Genomic DNA, 15,913 nt, shown 5'->3' with positions numbered 1-15,913 from the left:
CGATTTGATAAATATACTTTGCCATATATCAGGATTTTATTATGAATAATCCTGCTTAATTTATAGATGGATATTCAACTTCCATGGAATATGAGGTAAATAATCAAGGAAAAGGTTGGGTCAATGCTGGAAGTGCCATTATAGTTCTTCTCCTGTTTTCTATAATGGCAGCATCCAATGTTACAGCACCGATTTATGAACTTTATGCCATAAAATATAATTTTGGGCCATTCATAATCACAGATATATTCGGGATATATGTTTTGATGCTGATACCATCACTGCTCTTCTGGGGGCAGTATTCAGATAAGCATGGCAGAAAATTGCCGGTTGGAATAGGGGTGATTATGGAAATTATTGGACTGCTTTCGTTTCTATTTGCCAGAAATATGTACATGTTATTCATTGGCCGTGCATTTATGGGTCTGGCCAGTGGGGCCATAGCCGGACCTGCAAGTGCATTATTATTTCATTATCACAGGAAGGCAGGTGCGGTTTTAACTTCTATAGGTACCTCTGCCGGAACCGCCACAGGGCCTTTAATCGGTGGGCTTATGGCCCAGTATTTGCCATACCCGCTGAGGCTTGTTTATCTGGTTTCTATTGTTTTTGTGTTAATTCCTGCCATGGCAATGTATCCGCTAAAAGATACATCCCCAAAAAACCCTATGCTGAAACTACATTTTCCATCAATTGATAAGGATGTTATAAGAATGTTCCTACTAAGCTCATTTGCTGCATTCATAGCATGGTCAATTACAGCATTTTTTATGTCTCTGGCTCCTGTATATATTATTACTCTTTCAGGTATTAATAACATCGCTATGGGCGGTATTATAGTGTTCATTATGCTCGGCATAGCATCTGTTTTCCAGATCGTTTCCCTAAAATTTAAAATTAAAAGTTCAATGGTTACAGGCATGGCTTTTATCGCCCTTGCCATATTATTTATTCTTATATCCATTATGAAAAATTCCCTGTATATATTTATTATAGGAACTGTATTTGCCGGAATGGGGCAGGGTTTTGCGTTTACCGGGGCAACAAGGGAGATCAAAGAAATTTCACCTGCTGATAAAACCGGAGATATGCTTGCAAATTATTACATAATAATATATCTTGGAGTAGGGCTTCCTGTGATCATTCTCGGCTTTATGGATAGAATAACCGGCCTATTTAATGGCATTCTATACTATGGAATCGCTTTCATTGTATTTTCCATAATAATGGGAATTTTGCTCACAATAGAGAATTTTAGGGATTAATAGAATCTATTTATTACCAATTATTTGATTTAATTTTTCCAGCGTTTTTTCGGTTTTTCTGTTTACATATTTTTTTATAACGCTGTTAATGGGGCCTTTGCTGAAGCCATTCTCCCTTACAAGTACATATTTCCCATTCAGGCTAAGTATATTGCCACTCTTATAATCACCGAACTCTATGCTGGACCCTGTTGCGTTTTTCATTGCCACAACTCCTGATTTCCTGGCTATAAATGCAGTCATTGGAAAATCCTTATCTTCTATTTTCATGGAATCACCACAGGCGTACACGTCATCATAGTCAACCGATTGAAGGTACCTGTTCACAACTATCCTAGAATTTTCTGATTTTATGCCAAGGTTTTCTATCAAAGGATTCCCTGATATTCCACCTGCATACACAGTCAAATCCGATTTGACTTCATTATCGGAAGATAATACCGAACTTTGTGTAACCTCTTTTACCCTGAAACCTGTAATAATATTTACCCCGGTGTTTTTTAGGTATTCTGACACATAATCAGATGCACTTTCAGAACCACGGGCAAGAATTCTTGACCCTGATTCCAGTACAGTTACATTCTTTCCTTTAATGATGGATGCAAGTTCAACTCCCAGGTAGCTTCCTCCTATGATTGTTATGTTTTCTGATTTTCTGATAAGTTCTCTCATGCTGATGGCATCTTCTATAGTTTCCAGTTTATGCAGATACTGGCTTCCCTCTATTGTTCTTATTTCCTGATTGTGCCCCAGGGCTATAATTAACTTTCCATATGGGATGTTTCCTTTATCAGTAACTATAAGCCTATTTGCAAAATCAATATCCCTAACAGTCTCGTTTCTGTCAACAGGCCTGAGTTTATATGCGTAATTTTTATCATCTCCATTTACAACAGTGACCAGTCTTGTGGAAATTGTCAGATATTCGGATTTATCTATTAATGTTGATTTTGGATTCTGCATCTTTGAATATATTCCTGAAAGCCCCGCACCGAGAATGAATACATTGCCCGCCATAAAAACTAATTGGCAATAGATATATTTAATTTATGACAGGTTTTGTAGCTTATACTCTTTCCAGACGAAGTCGTTAAGTTTGTGGCTATTTATGAACTCCTGCGATTTTCATTTTTTAAGCATACTTTCAATTCTATCAAGATCGAATAATATTACATTATCTTCCTCTGCCATAGCTTTCATTTTATCCGTAAAGCCGGATCTACTGAATAATATAAAATATTCATTTCTATCTTTATTATTCCACTGTACACTCATCGCTTTTCGTTTTAGATCTTCATATATGGAAATATCCCCCGGCCTGCCTGTCCATTTGCATTCGCCGAACATTATAGCCTTTTTTTCCTCATTAATAGCTAAAATATCTATCTCCTCCTGATCTTTGCCAGCACTATTATATCCATTCCTCCCCCACCATTTTCCAACTTTTTGTATACTAAACGGCATAATACCAGCTTTTTCATTGTTCATATAGATAATTAGATCTCTGCATATTTCTTCAAATTTATGCGGGGCTATAGCATCAACCGATTGTATCAATGAATTAACCACTCCTCTATAGTTCCCCAGTTCAAATTGATTCATATTTGGATAAAAGTGGCCGAACCAGAATTCCATGTAACTGTCAGTTAGTTTATAAATTCCTTTTTTATCAATTTTATTATTTTTATTTGTTACAGGCAATTCATATGTTATCAAGTTCAATATATCCCTCAGTTCAAATAAATAGGGCTGCAGTGATGTGGCTTTAACGTCCGTCATATTGGCTATTTCTGATACTCTTGTATTTCCTGTTGCAATAGCGTACAGTATAGAAAAGTATGTTTGAGACCTCCTACCGAATTCTTCAGTAATGAAATCTCTGGGTTCAAACACATATGCACTGGTACTGCTCAGAAAAATGTTTTTTATCATTTCCTCTACATTTTTTATGCTGTTCAAACGAAAATATTTATAAAATTGTGGAGAACCACCAAATATTGAATACATTTTAATTGCATCTTCAATGCTAATTCTCAGATATTTATATGATGTTACAAAATCAAAATTTTTCAAATGCATTATGAAGGTTGCTCTCTTGTATAATGGCAAACTTATGTCCATAAATATTTTCTTTATAAGCCCTATTGAGGATCCGGAACAGACAATTGACAATCTCGATGTGTCGATGTATAAATCAACATTTTTCTGAAGTGCCGTAAATACAGATTTGTTGATATCCTCAAATCTTTGAAATTCATCAAAATAAACTGCTGTTTGTCTGTTCCTTGAAAGCTCGAATAAGCCTTTCATAAATAAATCCCAGTCAGGTGGGTTGAAAAGTGATGTGTTAAAATATTCTCTGATTATTTGTGAAAATTCCCGCAATAATAAGGTTGAACTTTTTGTGTTATCAACATATAAATAGATTCCGCCTATTTTATTTATTACTCTTTTTATAAGCTCGGTTTTTCCTACTCTCCTGTTGCCATATAATACTATCAGCGATTTATATTTTTCAATATCTGCTATTAGCCCTTCCAATTCTCTCTCCCTATCGAAAAATATCTCCATGATTATGTTTATAATGATTATATTTATAATCTTTATGTCATCAAGTTATAATTTTGGTGTGTCCAGATTTTTATATTTTGTTCCATAATTGTCATATTTATTAATCTTAAAAACTTGGGATGTGACGGGACTGGATAAATGGAAAACTTATTAATCAGTTAAATGATAAATCTTGGGATTGTATGAAATCTGTTGTGCTTGAGTCTGCCGGGAATGTTAAAATAGAAGATATGGAGGAACCTGGTGACATTCCTGAGGGATATGTAAAAATCAGGGTTCAGTCAGTGGGCATCTGTGGTTCTGATGTGCATTATTATTTACATGGAAAAATAGGGGATTTTGTTTTAAGGAAGCCTATGATCCTCGGTCATGAAACTGGCGGTATTGCGAAATCAGGCGGTGCATCTATAAAGAAGGGGAGCGTTGTTGCCGTAGAACCCGGGATTCCATGTGGGAAGTGTATCTACTGCAGGACAGGGAGATATAATCTGTGCCCGGATATGAGGTTTTTCGCCACTCCACCGGTTGATGGTTCCATGGTGGAACATATAGTGCATCCCGAGGGATTCGTATACAGTGCTGATGGATTGACACCAGATGAGGCAAGCCTGGCAGAGCCACTTTCTGTTGGTGTTTATGCTGCAAGAATGGCGCACCTCGGCCCTGACTCTGGCGTCCTAATCAATGGATCTGGCCCGGTAGGAATACTTACAGCCTTTGCAGCCGAATCATATGGGGCAAATGTGACAGTTGTTGATATAAATCCGGAACGGATTGAATATGCAGGGGAATGTGGCTTTTCATCATGCATTAATAATAAAATTAGCAGGCAATTCGATTCAGTATTTGAGTGCAGTGGTTATGGCCATGAATATTCAATCCATAGGACAGCAAGGGGAGGAGATCTATTCCTCATAGGAATAGGAGAGGAGGATGGGATTAATCCACTGATGGCATCAATAGGAGGAATTAATATACATGGAATATTCAGGTATGCAAATACATACCCGGAGGCCATAAGGATAATCAAGAGATACAGAAACAGACTGGCACCGTTTTTGAGGAAACATATTGATGCTGATGAGCTTCCCGGATATTTAGCGGATGGCGAATACGAGAAATATTTGAAAACAATAGTAAGAATATGAACTATCTGGGTATTGACGTTGGAACAACTTCTATGAAATGCACCGCTGTAAACGACAACAAATTTAATGAACCAGAATCCCAGCTGAAAAAAACAACCCTTTCCTTTCCAGATGATTTGTAATTTCCTTTAAAAAATCTGTCCTGTGGTTTCTTGAATGGACTCAAAATAAAGGGCGATATAATTATTATAGCAAGTATGATGGATCCTACAATGATTGCTATTCTAAAATATTTTTTCATTTATCATAAATAAAGGAATATTATAATAATTTTTTTAAATAAAATTAATTGTTTAATTTATTCCTCCATTTCCTGTTCGGATACTGGCTCTAACATATGCTCCTGCTCCTTCCCTATTGATTTGAGGTCGGACGGGTGCTTTTTGACAAACAGTACTATGGTTATAGCTATACCAGCAATTACAGCTGCTATGATAGAATATGGTGCGATGTATCCGGGATACGTTGTGGGTATAGGCACAAATTCTCCATATATAGCAAACGCGTAGACTACTGTTGCTAGAACAGGCCCTAAAGCCAGGGGTAAAAGGCCCTTTAACTTTAACTTCAGGGTCTTTTTCCCATATATAGGAAGGGAGAAATTTGCAAGTATATGCACTATATAAAGAGAAACACCATTTACTGCTGTTATAATAGCAGCTCCTTCAAATGGGCCAAAAACAAGTCCACCGACGAGGGTTAATGCAACTACAATAAACCATTCTATAATGATTATTTTGTTCGGAGAACCAAATTTTTTATGAACGGTTGCCAGAGACTTTGGAAAGACTATTCCGTCCCTGGCCATGGCAAATCCTTCCCGGCTGAAGGCATTCCCCTCTGCTATGCCGTTCGACAGGAAACTGTTTAGGGTTATTATAATAAACACAATCATAACAACCGGCCCAAAATAGTTATCCACAACAGTGAATCCCGGGTCTGTTGCAGTTGAGAAAGATGCCATTTTGTTTATACCATAACCTACAACCATTGCATACGATACAAGAATGTACACCACTGCGGTTATGAGCATTCCAATAACTATTGATTTTTTCACAATTTTCTTTGGATGGTGAAGTTCCTCTGATAACGTTATCACTGAACCAATACCCACAAATCCCAATATTGAATATACAGTGGCCAGTCCAAGGTTGCCGAAAGAATTACCATGAGGTGTGAAAGGAATAAATGTATTATGTGGACCTAGCCTAATTATTATTGCAATGGAAATTATAATAAGTGTACTCACCTCTATTATTCCTCCGATGATGGTATACTTCAGTGATGGTCTCAATCCACGGTAAAGGAGTACTAAAATAAGAACCAGAGGTATAAACGCTATGGGTATCCATCCATAGGGATTGGATGATAGTTGTGGGATCAGTGGCCATAAAACTCCTGCAAAGAAAAGCACGGCAAATCCTGCAAGTGCTCCCAGAATGTTTATGAAATACAGCCACCCGGAGAAAATTCCGAATTTAGGGCCTAGGCCTGCCCGTACATAGGCATAATACCCCCCGGCATGGGATATCCTTCCAGAGAAAACATAATTCATATACATTGCAGAGGTAACACCTATTAAAGCAAGAAGAAAAACAAATGTTGTTGAAGCACCTACATATGCGGTTTCCTCAACTAGGAATGAGGCCGCTGTAGCCGCAGGTGCCACGTAGGAAATCGCCTGAAATGTTCCAGACCAAAGCCCGCCAGAATTTTTCTTCAGTTTATCTACCATTTAGTCCTCACCACCTTCTCAAATATTTCTACTCCTGTATCAAGCAATTTCTGATCGATATTCAGTGCACCCATGAACCTGAATGTATTTCCATAATGCCCACAGGTATGCATTACAATTCCATTTTCTATAAGCAGCTTCTTATACCTTGCCATGGTATTTGAATCCACGGGCCCTCCGTTTTTACCCAGTTCAATTCCTATCATGAATCCCTTTCCACGAACCTGTGCTATAACATCACTGTCAATCTCTGAGAAAGCCTTCAGCAGATATTTCCCTCTCTCTTTTACACTATCAAGAACTGCAGGAGTTCTTTTTAGTACCTCCCTGCCTGCTGCAAGTGCCAGTGGATTTGCACGGTAAGTGCCAAGATGGAAAGGTGTAGGCAATTTTTCATCAAAGTCACCCCTGTAATAAACCAGCGACATTGGTATGCCACCACCTACGGATTTCCCGGCACAGACTATATCAGGCTTTATCCCATCGTACTCGAATGCCCACATCTTTCCGGTCCTGCCCATCCCTGCCTGGACCTCATCCACTATCATTATTATGTTATTCTCATCGCAGAGCTTTCTCAGTGCCTTCAGGAATCCTTCAGGGGGAACAACGTATCCGCCCTCTCCCAGTACCGGCTCTACCAGAAGAGAATCAGCACTGTTTTCCCTTATGGCAGTCTGTATGTAATCTATGACATCGCCAACGGAGTAATTTTCCCACAGGATGCCGGGATATGGAGATCTTATTACCTTAAATCCTGGACTGTTGTTACCTGCCTTGTACTTGCTTTCATATGTTGCAGCTATTATGCCACCGGAGACTCCATGGTATGCACCCTCAAAAACAATGGTATAGGAATCCCTGCCGGATACTGCATGGGCTAAATTTACTGCAGTTTCACAGGCATCTGCCCCGCTGATCCCGAAAATTGTTTTGTAATCCTGCATGTTAGATGGAAACGAGGATCTCAGGGCCTTCAGGAATTCAATCCTTGCCTCAGTGGGTATCTCCAGCGCATGCCAGGTGCTTTCCATTTCAGCCCTGACAGCATCTCTTATAAATTCCGAGTATCCAAGGTTGAGAACTGATATTCCTGTGAGCCAGTCTATAAATAAGTTGCCGTCAACATCCTCAATGACAGAATCTTTCATGGACTTGATGCCAATAGGAAAACTTTTCGGGTATGTAACGGAGGCTGTTTCATACTTTCCCTGCTCTGTTAGGAGCTCAATGCTTTTCGGGCCTGGCACTGCTGTTCTTATATATGGTACTTTGGCAACATCTATATTCAACATAAAATATAAAAAGTCTATTTGAATATAAACGTTCTTAAAATTTTTGCAAAATAAATATTTTAGATAATAATTTCTAATTTAATGTGATAAAATACAAAATTTTTCGAATTTTAATTGATTTGATAGGATTTATTAATATGAAAACCATGTAATCTCATGGACAGTATAGATATGAAAATTCTTGAAATTCTTGAAAGGAATTCCGAGATTAGCCTTAGAAAGATAGGTATAGCTGCCGGGCTGAATAGCCCCTCTGCAGTGGCAAGAAGAATAGATGCCATGAAAAAGGAGGGTATTATAGGCAATAGTATATCATTGATAAATTATAAAAAACTTGGATTTCAATTTTATACCGTTACATTTGTCAGGGCAAAATATGGGAAAGAATACTATAAAGACCTTGGAAAAACACTTGCTGGCCTTCCAGGAGTTATAAGTGTAGATTTCCTTCTCGGGGACATAGACTTTATCATCTATACAGTAAACAGGAATGCGGACGAGTACCAGAAGCTCATGGACCGGCTATCAACAATAGAGGGCATAGAAAGGACCGATTCACACATAGTGCTTCAAAATTTTTCCAGGGATAACTATTCAAATATTAAATTCTAAAAATCCATTAATTTTGATAAAAAACTTTAAGTGAAGCTGTTACGCTTAATCTCCGTTTCCGTGTGTTCTGTAATGCTCTATCCCGTCATTGCTTGAATCGCTGTATGTATTTACATACTGTGCCAGCATCATGTTCACAAATTTTGACACATCTCCATGGCTTTCAGATATATTTCTATATATTTCATCTTTTACATATATTTCAGGCATTATATGTTAATCATAAGCATGGTATAAATAATTTGTGTAAACTGGATACGTTTATTGTCGTAAAAAATTCCGGATAAATTATCGGCTATGGCCTTTCAGGTATGATTCCAGAAACTCTTTGATTCTGCCCTGCTGGAGGTCTTTTACCACTGCCACAAGGCCAATTCTTTTCCGGTATTCTATTCCATCCAGAATTCTGTAGGCCATGGCATAGTTATCTGCAATAGCATGCAGACCTGCGCTGTATATAGTTGCTATATCCAGCATTTCTCCCTCAGAGTTTTGAAGAAGCCATTCTACAAATTTTTCAGCATAATCCCTGAGGCCCCTTGAAATGAATCCCTGGATAACATCTCCAGGAAATGATATAAGGAAACTGTCCTCTGAATCCGAGGCCATTGCATTTCTGGCACTTTCCAGGGCATCATCATTCCTGCCAGCCATGAGATATATGGTAAACATGGAAAAGTAAACATCATTCGCCAGGAAAGCCGATTTTATATTTTCCATAAGACCTATTGCATTTGCATAATCTCCGTTAATAGCCAGCTCCATGGCATATGCAGTGGCATAAACAGGGCTGTTAGGATTCCTGGTGTAAAGAGACTTAATAATTTCTATTGCATTTCTATGGTTTCCTGTTACTGAGAGACCATAATATTTAAGGTAGAGCAGGCCTTCCATATCACCATATTTATTTATATATAGATCAATGTCCCTGTTCAGGTCTCCATACTGTTCAGTTTCCGCCAGGAAGCTCAGGTAAAGCATGGCCGATTCGTAATTATTGTTTATTTCCTTCATGGTTTTATAAATACCTTCCGCACTGGAAAGTTTGCCATTAATCATATATATATATGTGCAAGTTTATCTCCTATCAGGGTGCTGGATGGGTCACGCCTGGCGAATGCCTTTGCAATTCTAAGTGCATCCGTATTTCTACTTACATGAAGGAGAAAATCTATAAGTGCAATGATATATTCATCCAGTCCTGTATTCCTGTATGCTGCTATTGTAGAATCAAGATAGGAATAATAATCACCACTTGATTTTTCTATGGACACAATAACATTATTCGCCCTTATGTTGTTCTTTTGATCTCTTAATGCAAGTTTAGCCTCCTTTATGGCATTCTCTGGATTCTGCATTTTTAAATGCAGTTCAGCAAGGAAAGCATGAGATTCCGGGCCTTGCGGCGTAATGCCCAGGGCTGTCATATATGCATTGAATGCATCATCAAATTCCGCGAGATTCACGCTTGCTATAGCAAAACTGCTTATGGCTGGAATATAATCTGGAATTATATCAAGTGCCATGGATGCCCTTTCTCTGGCCTCAGCGTATCTACCCAGTGAGATAAGGCACTGGCTCTCCAGGGTATAAATGAATGCAGGCTCCTTAGACCCGGTCTCCAGAAGTTTCAATCCTTCTAGGGCATCCATATAATTGCCTTTTTCTATTGAAGTTTTAATATCTATGTCCTGTGCATGTTCTGAGTAATACTGCGCTACTTCCATGTTTTCAGCAGAGGATTCTATCCTGCATATATTCCTGCGCCTGCCAGAATTTCCATGGTTTTTGCAGGGAGGCCCGACATCTGATTTATTAGGCATTCCTAAATTAATTATCTACTTATATATTAGTTTTGTTATAGAATATGTTGCTCCATGAAGTTGTTTTATGCAAAGGCAATACAGGGAAGATCGGTTCTCTGAAAAACCAGGGATAACCCTGTAAAGTCAAAATATAGATTAGTGCATGGGAAATATGTATCAAGTTCCTGTTATTTGAAGAAATTGTAATCGTATACAAGCATGACATCAAGACCACTGTCAACTCTCTTGATTTTATTTACAATGGATTTGGCATTCATGAGATTCTGCTCGAATATAAGCACCAGGCCCGAGATAGAGTCCTGTATCAATACCAGATCCTGGTCTATAGAATCTGTTATTTCTTCCACGTTGTTGCTGAAAAATGCAACAAGTACGAGGTTAACCTTTGAGAGGTTTATTTTTGGTATTATGGAATATACATTATGCCTTTCCATGTAATCAAGGCGCGATTCTATCTGCTTTACCCTTTTTTCAGCCTCTCTTGCTATGGTGGCTGCAGGTGTCATTGGGTCCCTGGAAAGAACCTTCAGAATGAAGCTATCCAGAGCTGAAAGCTGTAGTGGTACGGAATCCTGTTTGGGGGAGTATTCCATGACGGGATTTCCAAGGTATGATTTCATTTCCCCGATCTTTTTGGTGAGTTCATTCTCCGTTCCGGAAATTCCGAAAACTGTAAGTTTTTCAAAACATCGAATAACAGCGTCCACCTGGCCGGGGTATTCGGTATCCGTGGCAAATGCCATGTAAAACGCCTGATTGCCATAAATTTTTGGATTAACATGAAGCATGTATCTTTCAAGTATGCTATTTTCTCTGATCCTTTTCAATCTGTAATGCACATCCTGCTCGCTTAGTTGTGTCCCCTCCGAGAGATCAGAAAGCCTGCCCCTTGGATTTCTAAGCATATTGAACAGTATCCTGTTGTCTGTATCATCCATAACATTGAATAAATCCTTAATAATTCAATTTATCGGTTTAAATGCCATTCTGCTCCTTATGGGTTCTATTTTTTTCCTGCAATCAACCTTGTTGGAAGCATGAGAAAGAGAAATACTCTATCATCACCACTATCATCAATGGTTTTCTTTAGTTCTTCATTTAATGCACCTGATATTGATGAAGCTCCCTGCCTGGATACTGTACCGAATGACATTATATTCAGATTCCGGTCCTCTCTTATTTCCCTGATATCCTTTAAAGGCATGTTCTCCACAGCAGATGCCATAATTCCGAGATTCAATGACTGTGCCATGAGGAAAGATGCCAGGGTATCCCTATACTGATCGTCTGGAAGCCCCATTATTTCGTCATCTATCTTCTCATCATGGAATGCAAAATAATCCTCATTGAGGCTGTAATATTTTTCAACATAGTTTTTCTTTGGCCGGATTTCTGGATCGTTGACCATGCCAATAGAAACAAGCTCTGACATGATCTGATACAGGTTCGACCTGGTAGTTTTAATATACTTTGCCATGCCGGTAACCGTCATTTTTTTATTGTTTATAAGCAGGGTGATGATTTTTGTTTTTGTAGGATTCCTGTACACATTCAGTACCTCTCTGTACCTCTCTTCCATAAACACAAATTTATATATAAGATATAAATATACGTATAAGTTAAATTTATATGTTAACCTCAGAACTTTATCATCATAATAAAAGCGCCTTTGTGAGGTATCTCGTTTCGAGGAATATAGCCAGATTCAGCAATACAGCTTACTATATTTATTTCATGTGGGAAATCATTGCAAACTACCATTCAGTCCTGCTGGTAAGCCTGATTCCAGGATTTTCCTTTCTTGGATACCTTATAATTGCCATACCTGAGGGATCCATTATCGATAGGTATGACCGTCATCTTATATATATTATAATAAATCTTATGATGGTAATAACATACTCGTTCCTTATTGCCGGGCATGGATTATTTATTATATATGCCGTGGATTTTCTATCATCCATGTTTATGTGGGTGGTATCAGATGATTTCAGGGCACTTACCAAGGAAATCATACCTGCTGACCATATGGCCGGTGCACAGTCAGCAGATCAGCTATCCTCCGGGATTTTTACCCTAGCAGGGATTCTTGTCGGAGGTGCATTTATCTTCATGAAGTATAATTATGTTTATGAACTCCTCATAGGGATTTCAATACTTGCAATGGCAATGATTTTTATACCCAACACTGTGAAGGTCTCAAACCGCAGCAATGTAAGAAATGGCTTCAGGAGCACATTCAAAATAATGAAAAGCATCATACCATTCCTCCTACTTACCCTGATACTGAACGGAATGTTTGTGGCTATTGATGTTTTTGCATCCGGCCTTGTCTATATTGTTATGCACGCCAGCTCCATTTATTATACATTCTTTATTGCCGGGTTCCCTGCAGGCATGCTTGCCGGGGGTATAATGTCAATGCATTCCATATTTAGGCGGCATCAGAATAGCAAGGGGTTGATGGCACTTTATATCTTCCTTACCGGCATTATATTTGTTCTTATATCATTCAATAGAATACCCATCATGGACGGTGTGCTAACATTTTTCTCCGGGGTTATACTTGCCTTTGTAAATATCTATATAGAAACCATGGTAATAAATTCAATACCAAGCAGCATTACAGGAAAATTCAACTCCCTCACGGCAATGTTTTCCGTGAGCTCATCACCTGTCATGGCCTTTGTATTCGGGTACGCTTCCGGTTTCCTTTACTTTCCATATATAATTACAATTGTTGGAGTGATAATGCTGATTTCATCATTTACGGTAATTCGTATAATGGATGGATTCAATATGGCAATGGAAAGAATTGAGAAAGAAAATCCAGAACTATTCTGAATATTTTTATGGAGGGGATTACTGGATCGTTAAATATGGTTCTATAGAACCCCTGTTGCAAGGACTGCCCTCTGGAAATTTATTAAATGCTTTAATTCTCTTTCAGGCATGGCAGTCATATACTCCTTTGAAAAGGTAATTTCTGTATCCCAATTTGCATGGAATCCGGTTACCAGGAATGTAATTTCCCTTACATCATCATTATCCTGTGGCACATCCCCATAAACTCCAACCATGCCATCATCATCAAGCTTTGTGAATGTGCTGAATGTTGCCGTGTACACATTATCTCCGGATTTATACTGCACACTTTTTGATTTTCTTGCATTTTTTATCAGTATTTCAACTATGGATCTGTCAAGAATTTTTATGCTACCCTTGGGGAAATCCATATCCGACCTTCCATAATTATTTTTCACTTCACTTTCAAATGAACTGAGATTATTGACCATGAATTCTCTATAAAAGAATGAATATAAAGGTATGTATTGTTTTGTTAAGCCACGGGATGTGAATAAAAATATAAAAACAGAAATATAGAATATATTTGACTCTGGAAGGTTACTGATTGAATATCTCTTTATAAAAGGCCATAAGAAGCTTCCAGGAGTCATCTGATGCTCTTCTGTTATAAATTGAGGGCCTCGTGCTGTTGAAGAATGCATGGTACGTCCCGGGGTAAATCTTAACAGAAACCTCCTTATTATATTCAAAAAGTTTGGAAACAAGTTCAGGTACTTTCGATGTTATCCTTTTATCCTCCCCGGCATAGAATCCTATTACGGCATTTTTTACGTTTTTTAACTTATCCAGGGGTTCAGGATTTTCTCCATAATATATTGCTGTGGCATCTACCTTCCCGGTGCATCCAAGATTGATTGACATGCCTCCCCCAAAACAAAACCCTACACTGCCTATTTTCCCATTGACATTTTCCAGTGTATGAAGGTAATCAATCCCTGAGGATAAATATTCTGTGAGAAGGTCAACAGGCCTGTTCTTTAGCAATGTGTTATAGGTATCCATTATAACTTTTCTCTTATCATCATCCATGCTGTTCAGGAGTTTTTCTCTATAACCTTCGTCCCGTTGCTTCGCTGGCGGAATTGACATAATGAATTCCATGGTTGCTGCAATTCCATCTTTGGTAATTACCTCTGATAGCTTCCTGCTTGAGAAAAGGTCTGGTGCCAGGGCAACATAGCCCTCTGAGGCCATTCTGTCTGCAACCGATCTTGTATATGGGTCCAGCCCGAATATTTCATGGATGACTATTACTCCCGGATGATCCTTTCCATCATTTGGTGATGCCAGATATCCGCTAATTCTATCACTGCCTGTCCGGTATTCTATATCCCTGCCCTCTGTATCCATTGTCATAACATACAAATTAGAAAACCTATATTTACTTTTATTTTTATGCGTAACTACAATTTTTTGAACTCCATCATTCTTCCATCGCTGTATGTCCTGAAATAATATTTGAATGTATTTTCACCACTGGTCGCTGTGCAGTTTCTCCCCATGCTATAATTTCCGTGAAGCTCAACACTGTCAATATGATCCCAGCCCGTTTCCTTTTTAACTTCATTAACCATATTTTCAAATATATCAGCGCATATATTGCAGCAGAAAAACATTTTCTCATTTTCTATTTCTCTGTAATATTCTCCCCACGTGGCATCACACAGGGCACATCCCGTTTCATTATTAGTTTTCAAACATTTCACCCCTTTCCAGCCTTGCCTCAAGGTACCTGTCAAAGGCATATGCTGACATAAGATAGGCATCCTGAATGCTTTCCATGTTATAATCATGGCAGTACTTTGCTATTAAATCCAGTGCCCTGAAGGAATGCGAGTCGTCGCTCCTGTATCCCTCGCCCAGAAACTTCTTAACACTTTCAGGCACCAGGGGAGAAATAAGCATTTCTGGATTAAAGTAACTGTACCTTGCACCATAGTTATTTAACTTTCTATTTGCCACCAGTTCCAGTGAATGCATTGCCGCCATTATGCATATCCAGTTGCATCTATTAGCGATATCCCTCCAGCGCGAAATGGCAAATTTAGTGCCATCAAGTGGTTCTGTGGCATAAATCTGGGTTCTATCTATACCAAGGTCCTCACCCATTTCCAGCAAAAGCTCTATATGTGGCTTCTTTCTCCCTATGCCGTAATATTCTGACAGAATATTTTCTATTTCATATCTCTGGACATCATCCAGATCTGTCTTGGATACTATTATTGAACAGGACTTAACCCACTGTTTCAGAAAGAAATAATGCTCCACTGCATAACCCATCATAACCGGTCTGCTGTAACCCTGCATTTTTAATATAAATGGGTGTGGATTTTCTCCCCGGAACTGTTCCACAAATTTATTTATTATCCATTCTTTAATTCCTCCATGGCCCATATTATAAAAATTTTCTATGGCGGATGTAAACTGAGTCACATTTATCTTTTCCCTGGAAATATTCCTGTTAATCCACTGTACATGATATGAATCACTATCCCTGGCCAGATTTATAAAATGAATGGCCATGGTATAATAATCCCCATAATCAAATTTTTCATTGCATACCGGGCAAACAGCCATAATATAGTAATGGGTT

The 15,913-nt window shown here is 38.4% G+C and carries 18 protein-coding genes; 4 read left to right on the top strand and 14 right to left on the bottom strand.

All coding sequences use genetic code 11. The annotated features are described in order from the left end of the window. Window positions 1-83 precede the first annotated feature (83 nt). A complete protein-coding gene (locus RE471_RS07010) occupies window positions 84-1,265 on the top strand; it encodes an MFS transporter (protein WP_309214109.1) in 1,182 nt (393 codons plus the stop codon). A gap of 6 nt (window positions 1,266-1,271) precedes the next feature. On the opposite strand, the gene RE471_RS07005 is transcribed toward RE471_RS07010, so the two are convergent. Together RE471_RS07005 and RE471_RS07000 are read right to left on the bottom strand one after the other, a co-directional pair. Further along, window positions 1,272-2,282, bottom strand: a complete 1,011-nt coding sequence (locus RE471_RS07005) for an FAD-dependent oxidoreductase (RefSeq protein ID WP_309214108.1) — start codon at window positions 2,280-2,282, stop codon at window positions 1,272-1,274. Between the two features lie 108 nt (window positions 2,283-2,390). Then, a complete protein-coding gene (locus tag RE471_RS07000) occupies window positions 2,391-3,836 on the bottom strand; it encodes an ATP-binding protein (protein ID WP_309214107.1) in 1,446 nt (481 codons plus the stop codon). 182 nt (window positions 3,837-4,018) lie between these two features. Here RE471_RS07000 and RE471_RS06995 point away from each other — a divergent pair, with 182 nt between their 5' ends. After that, the gene (locus tag RE471_RS06995; protein ID WP_309214105.1) at window positions 4,019-4,984 is read left to right on the top strand and encodes an alcohol dehydrogenase catalytic domain-containing protein; all 966 of its coding nucleotides are present in this window, start codon (window positions 4,019-4,021) and stop codon (window positions 4,982-4,984) included. A gap of 1 nt (window position 4,985) precedes the next feature. Here RE471_RS06995 and RE471_RS06990 read toward each other — a convergent pair whose 3' ends face one another. Genes RE471_RS06990 through RE471_RS06980 form a run of 3 tightly spaced genes read right to left on the bottom strand, consistent with a single transcriptional unit; the run spans window position 4,986 to window position 8,014 of the window. Continuing rightward, window positions 4,986-5,225, bottom strand: a complete 240-nt coding sequence (locus RE471_RS06990) for a hypothetical protein (protein ID WP_309214104.1) — start codon at window positions 5,223-5,225, stop codon at window positions 4,986-4,988. 57 nt (window positions 5,226-5,282) lie between these two features. Further along, window positions 5,283-6,719 carry an APC family permease gene (locus RE471_RS06985; protein ID WP_309214103.1) on the bottom strand — a complete coding sequence of 479 codons (1,437 nt, stop codon included), beginning with the start codon at window positions 6,717-6,719 and terminating at the stop codon, window positions 5,283-5,285. After that, window positions 6,713-8,014, bottom strand: coding sequence for an aminotransferase class III-fold pyridoxal phosphate-dependent enzyme (locus RE471_RS06980; protein WP_309214102.1), 1,302 nt, complete (start codon window positions 8,012-8,014; stop codon window positions 6,713-6,715). The genes RE471_RS06985 and RE471_RS06980 overlap by 7 nt, the downstream gene beginning before the upstream one ends. A gap of 156 nt (window positions 8,015-8,170) precedes the next feature. Between RE471_RS06980 and RE471_RS06975 the strand changes: the two genes are divergently transcribed. Continuing rightward, window positions 8,171-8,626 carry an Lrp/AsnC family transcriptional regulator gene (locus RE471_RS06975; protein ID WP_309214101.1) on the top strand — a complete coding sequence of 152 codons (456 nt, stop codon included), beginning with the start codon at window positions 8,171-8,173 and terminating at the stop codon, window positions 8,624-8,626. A 45-nt stretch (window positions 8,627-8,671) separates the two neighbouring features. Here RE471_RS06975 and RE471_RS06970 read toward each other — a convergent pair whose 3' ends face one another. The 5 genes from RE471_RS06970 to RE471_RS06950 all read right to left on the bottom strand — a co-directional run bounded on the left by RE471_RS06970 (window position 8,672) and on the right by RE471_RS06950 (window position 12,031). Continuing rightward, window positions 8,672-8,836 carry a hypothetical protein gene (locus tag RE471_RS06970; protein ID WP_309214100.1) on the bottom strand — a complete coding sequence of 55 codons (165 nt, stop codon included), beginning with the start codon at window positions 8,834-8,836 and terminating at the stop codon, window positions 8,672-8,674. Window positions 8,837-8,914: 78 nt separating this feature from the next. Continuing rightward, window positions 8,915-9,685 carry a hypothetical protein gene (locus RE471_RS06965; RefSeq protein WP_309214098.1) on the bottom strand — a complete coding sequence of 257 codons (771 nt, stop codon included), beginning with the start codon at window positions 9,683-9,685 and terminating at the stop codon, window positions 8,915-8,917. Continuing rightward, window positions 9,682-10,449: a hypothetical protein gene (locus RE471_RS06960; RefSeq protein ID WP_309214097.1), complete on the bottom strand. Its 768-nt coding sequence runs from the start codon at window positions 10,447-10,449 to the stop codon at window positions 9,682-9,684. The genes RE471_RS06965 and RE471_RS06960 overlap by 4 nt, the downstream gene beginning before the upstream one ends. 170 nt (window positions 10,450-10,619) lie before the next feature. Then, window positions 10,620-11,390 carry a hypothetical protein gene (locus tag RE471_RS06955; protein WP_309214096.1) on the bottom strand — a complete coding sequence of 257 codons (771 nt, stop codon included), beginning with the start codon at window positions 11,388-11,390 and terminating at the stop codon, window positions 10,620-10,622. Between the two features lie 65 nt (window positions 11,391-11,455). Then, complete coding sequence (locus RE471_RS06950; protein ID WP_309214095.1) at window positions 11,456-12,031, bottom strand: hypothetical protein; 576 nt, start codon at window positions 12,029-12,031, stop codon at window positions 11,456-11,458. A gap of 50 nt (window positions 12,032-12,081) precedes the next feature. Between RE471_RS06950 and RE471_RS06945 the strand changes: the two genes are divergently transcribed. Further along, complete coding sequence (locus RE471_RS06945) at window positions 12,082-13,296, top strand: MFS transporter (protein WP_309214094.1); 1,215 nt, start codon at window positions 12,082-12,084, stop codon at window positions 13,294-13,296. A 41-nt stretch (window positions 13,297-13,337) separates the two neighbouring features. On the opposite strand, the gene RE471_RS06940 is transcribed toward RE471_RS06945, so the two are convergent. The 4 genes from RE471_RS06940 to RE471_RS06925 all read right to left on the bottom strand — a co-directional run bounded on the left by RE471_RS06940 (window position 13,338) and on the right by RE471_RS06925 (window position 15,897). Then, a complete protein-coding gene (locus RE471_RS06940) occupies window positions 13,338-13,748 on the bottom strand; it encodes a hypothetical protein (protein WP_309214093.1) in 411 nt (136 codons plus the stop codon). A 109-nt stretch (window positions 13,749-13,857) separates the two neighbouring features. Continuing rightward, window positions 13,858-14,676: a dienelactone hydrolase family protein gene (locus RE471_RS06935; RefSeq protein WP_309214091.1), complete on the bottom strand. Its 819-nt coding sequence runs from the start codon at window positions 14,674-14,676 to the stop codon at window positions 13,858-13,860. 47 nt (window positions 14,677-14,723) lie between these two features. Next, complete coding sequence (locus RE471_RS06930) at window positions 14,724-15,017, bottom strand: TA0938 family protein (RefSeq protein WP_309214090.1); 294 nt, start codon at window positions 15,015-15,017, stop codon at window positions 14,724-14,726. Then, entirely contained in the window at window positions 15,007-15,897 is an 891-nt protein-coding gene (locus RE471_RS06925; protein WP_309214089.1) for a C2H2 type zinc finger domain-containing protein, read from the bottom strand. Before RE471_RS06925 ends, RE471_RS06930 begins: the two co-directional genes overlap by 11 nt. Between the last annotated feature and the right edge of the window lie 16 nt (window positions 15,898-15,913).

This window comes from Ferroplasma sp., assembly GCF_031200575.1.
Taxonomy (GTDB): domain Archaea; phylum Thermoplasmatota; class Thermoplasmata; order Thermoplasmatales; family Thermoplasmataceae; genus Ferroplasma.
This window is presented reverse-complemented; position numbering and strand designations above follow the sequence as displayed.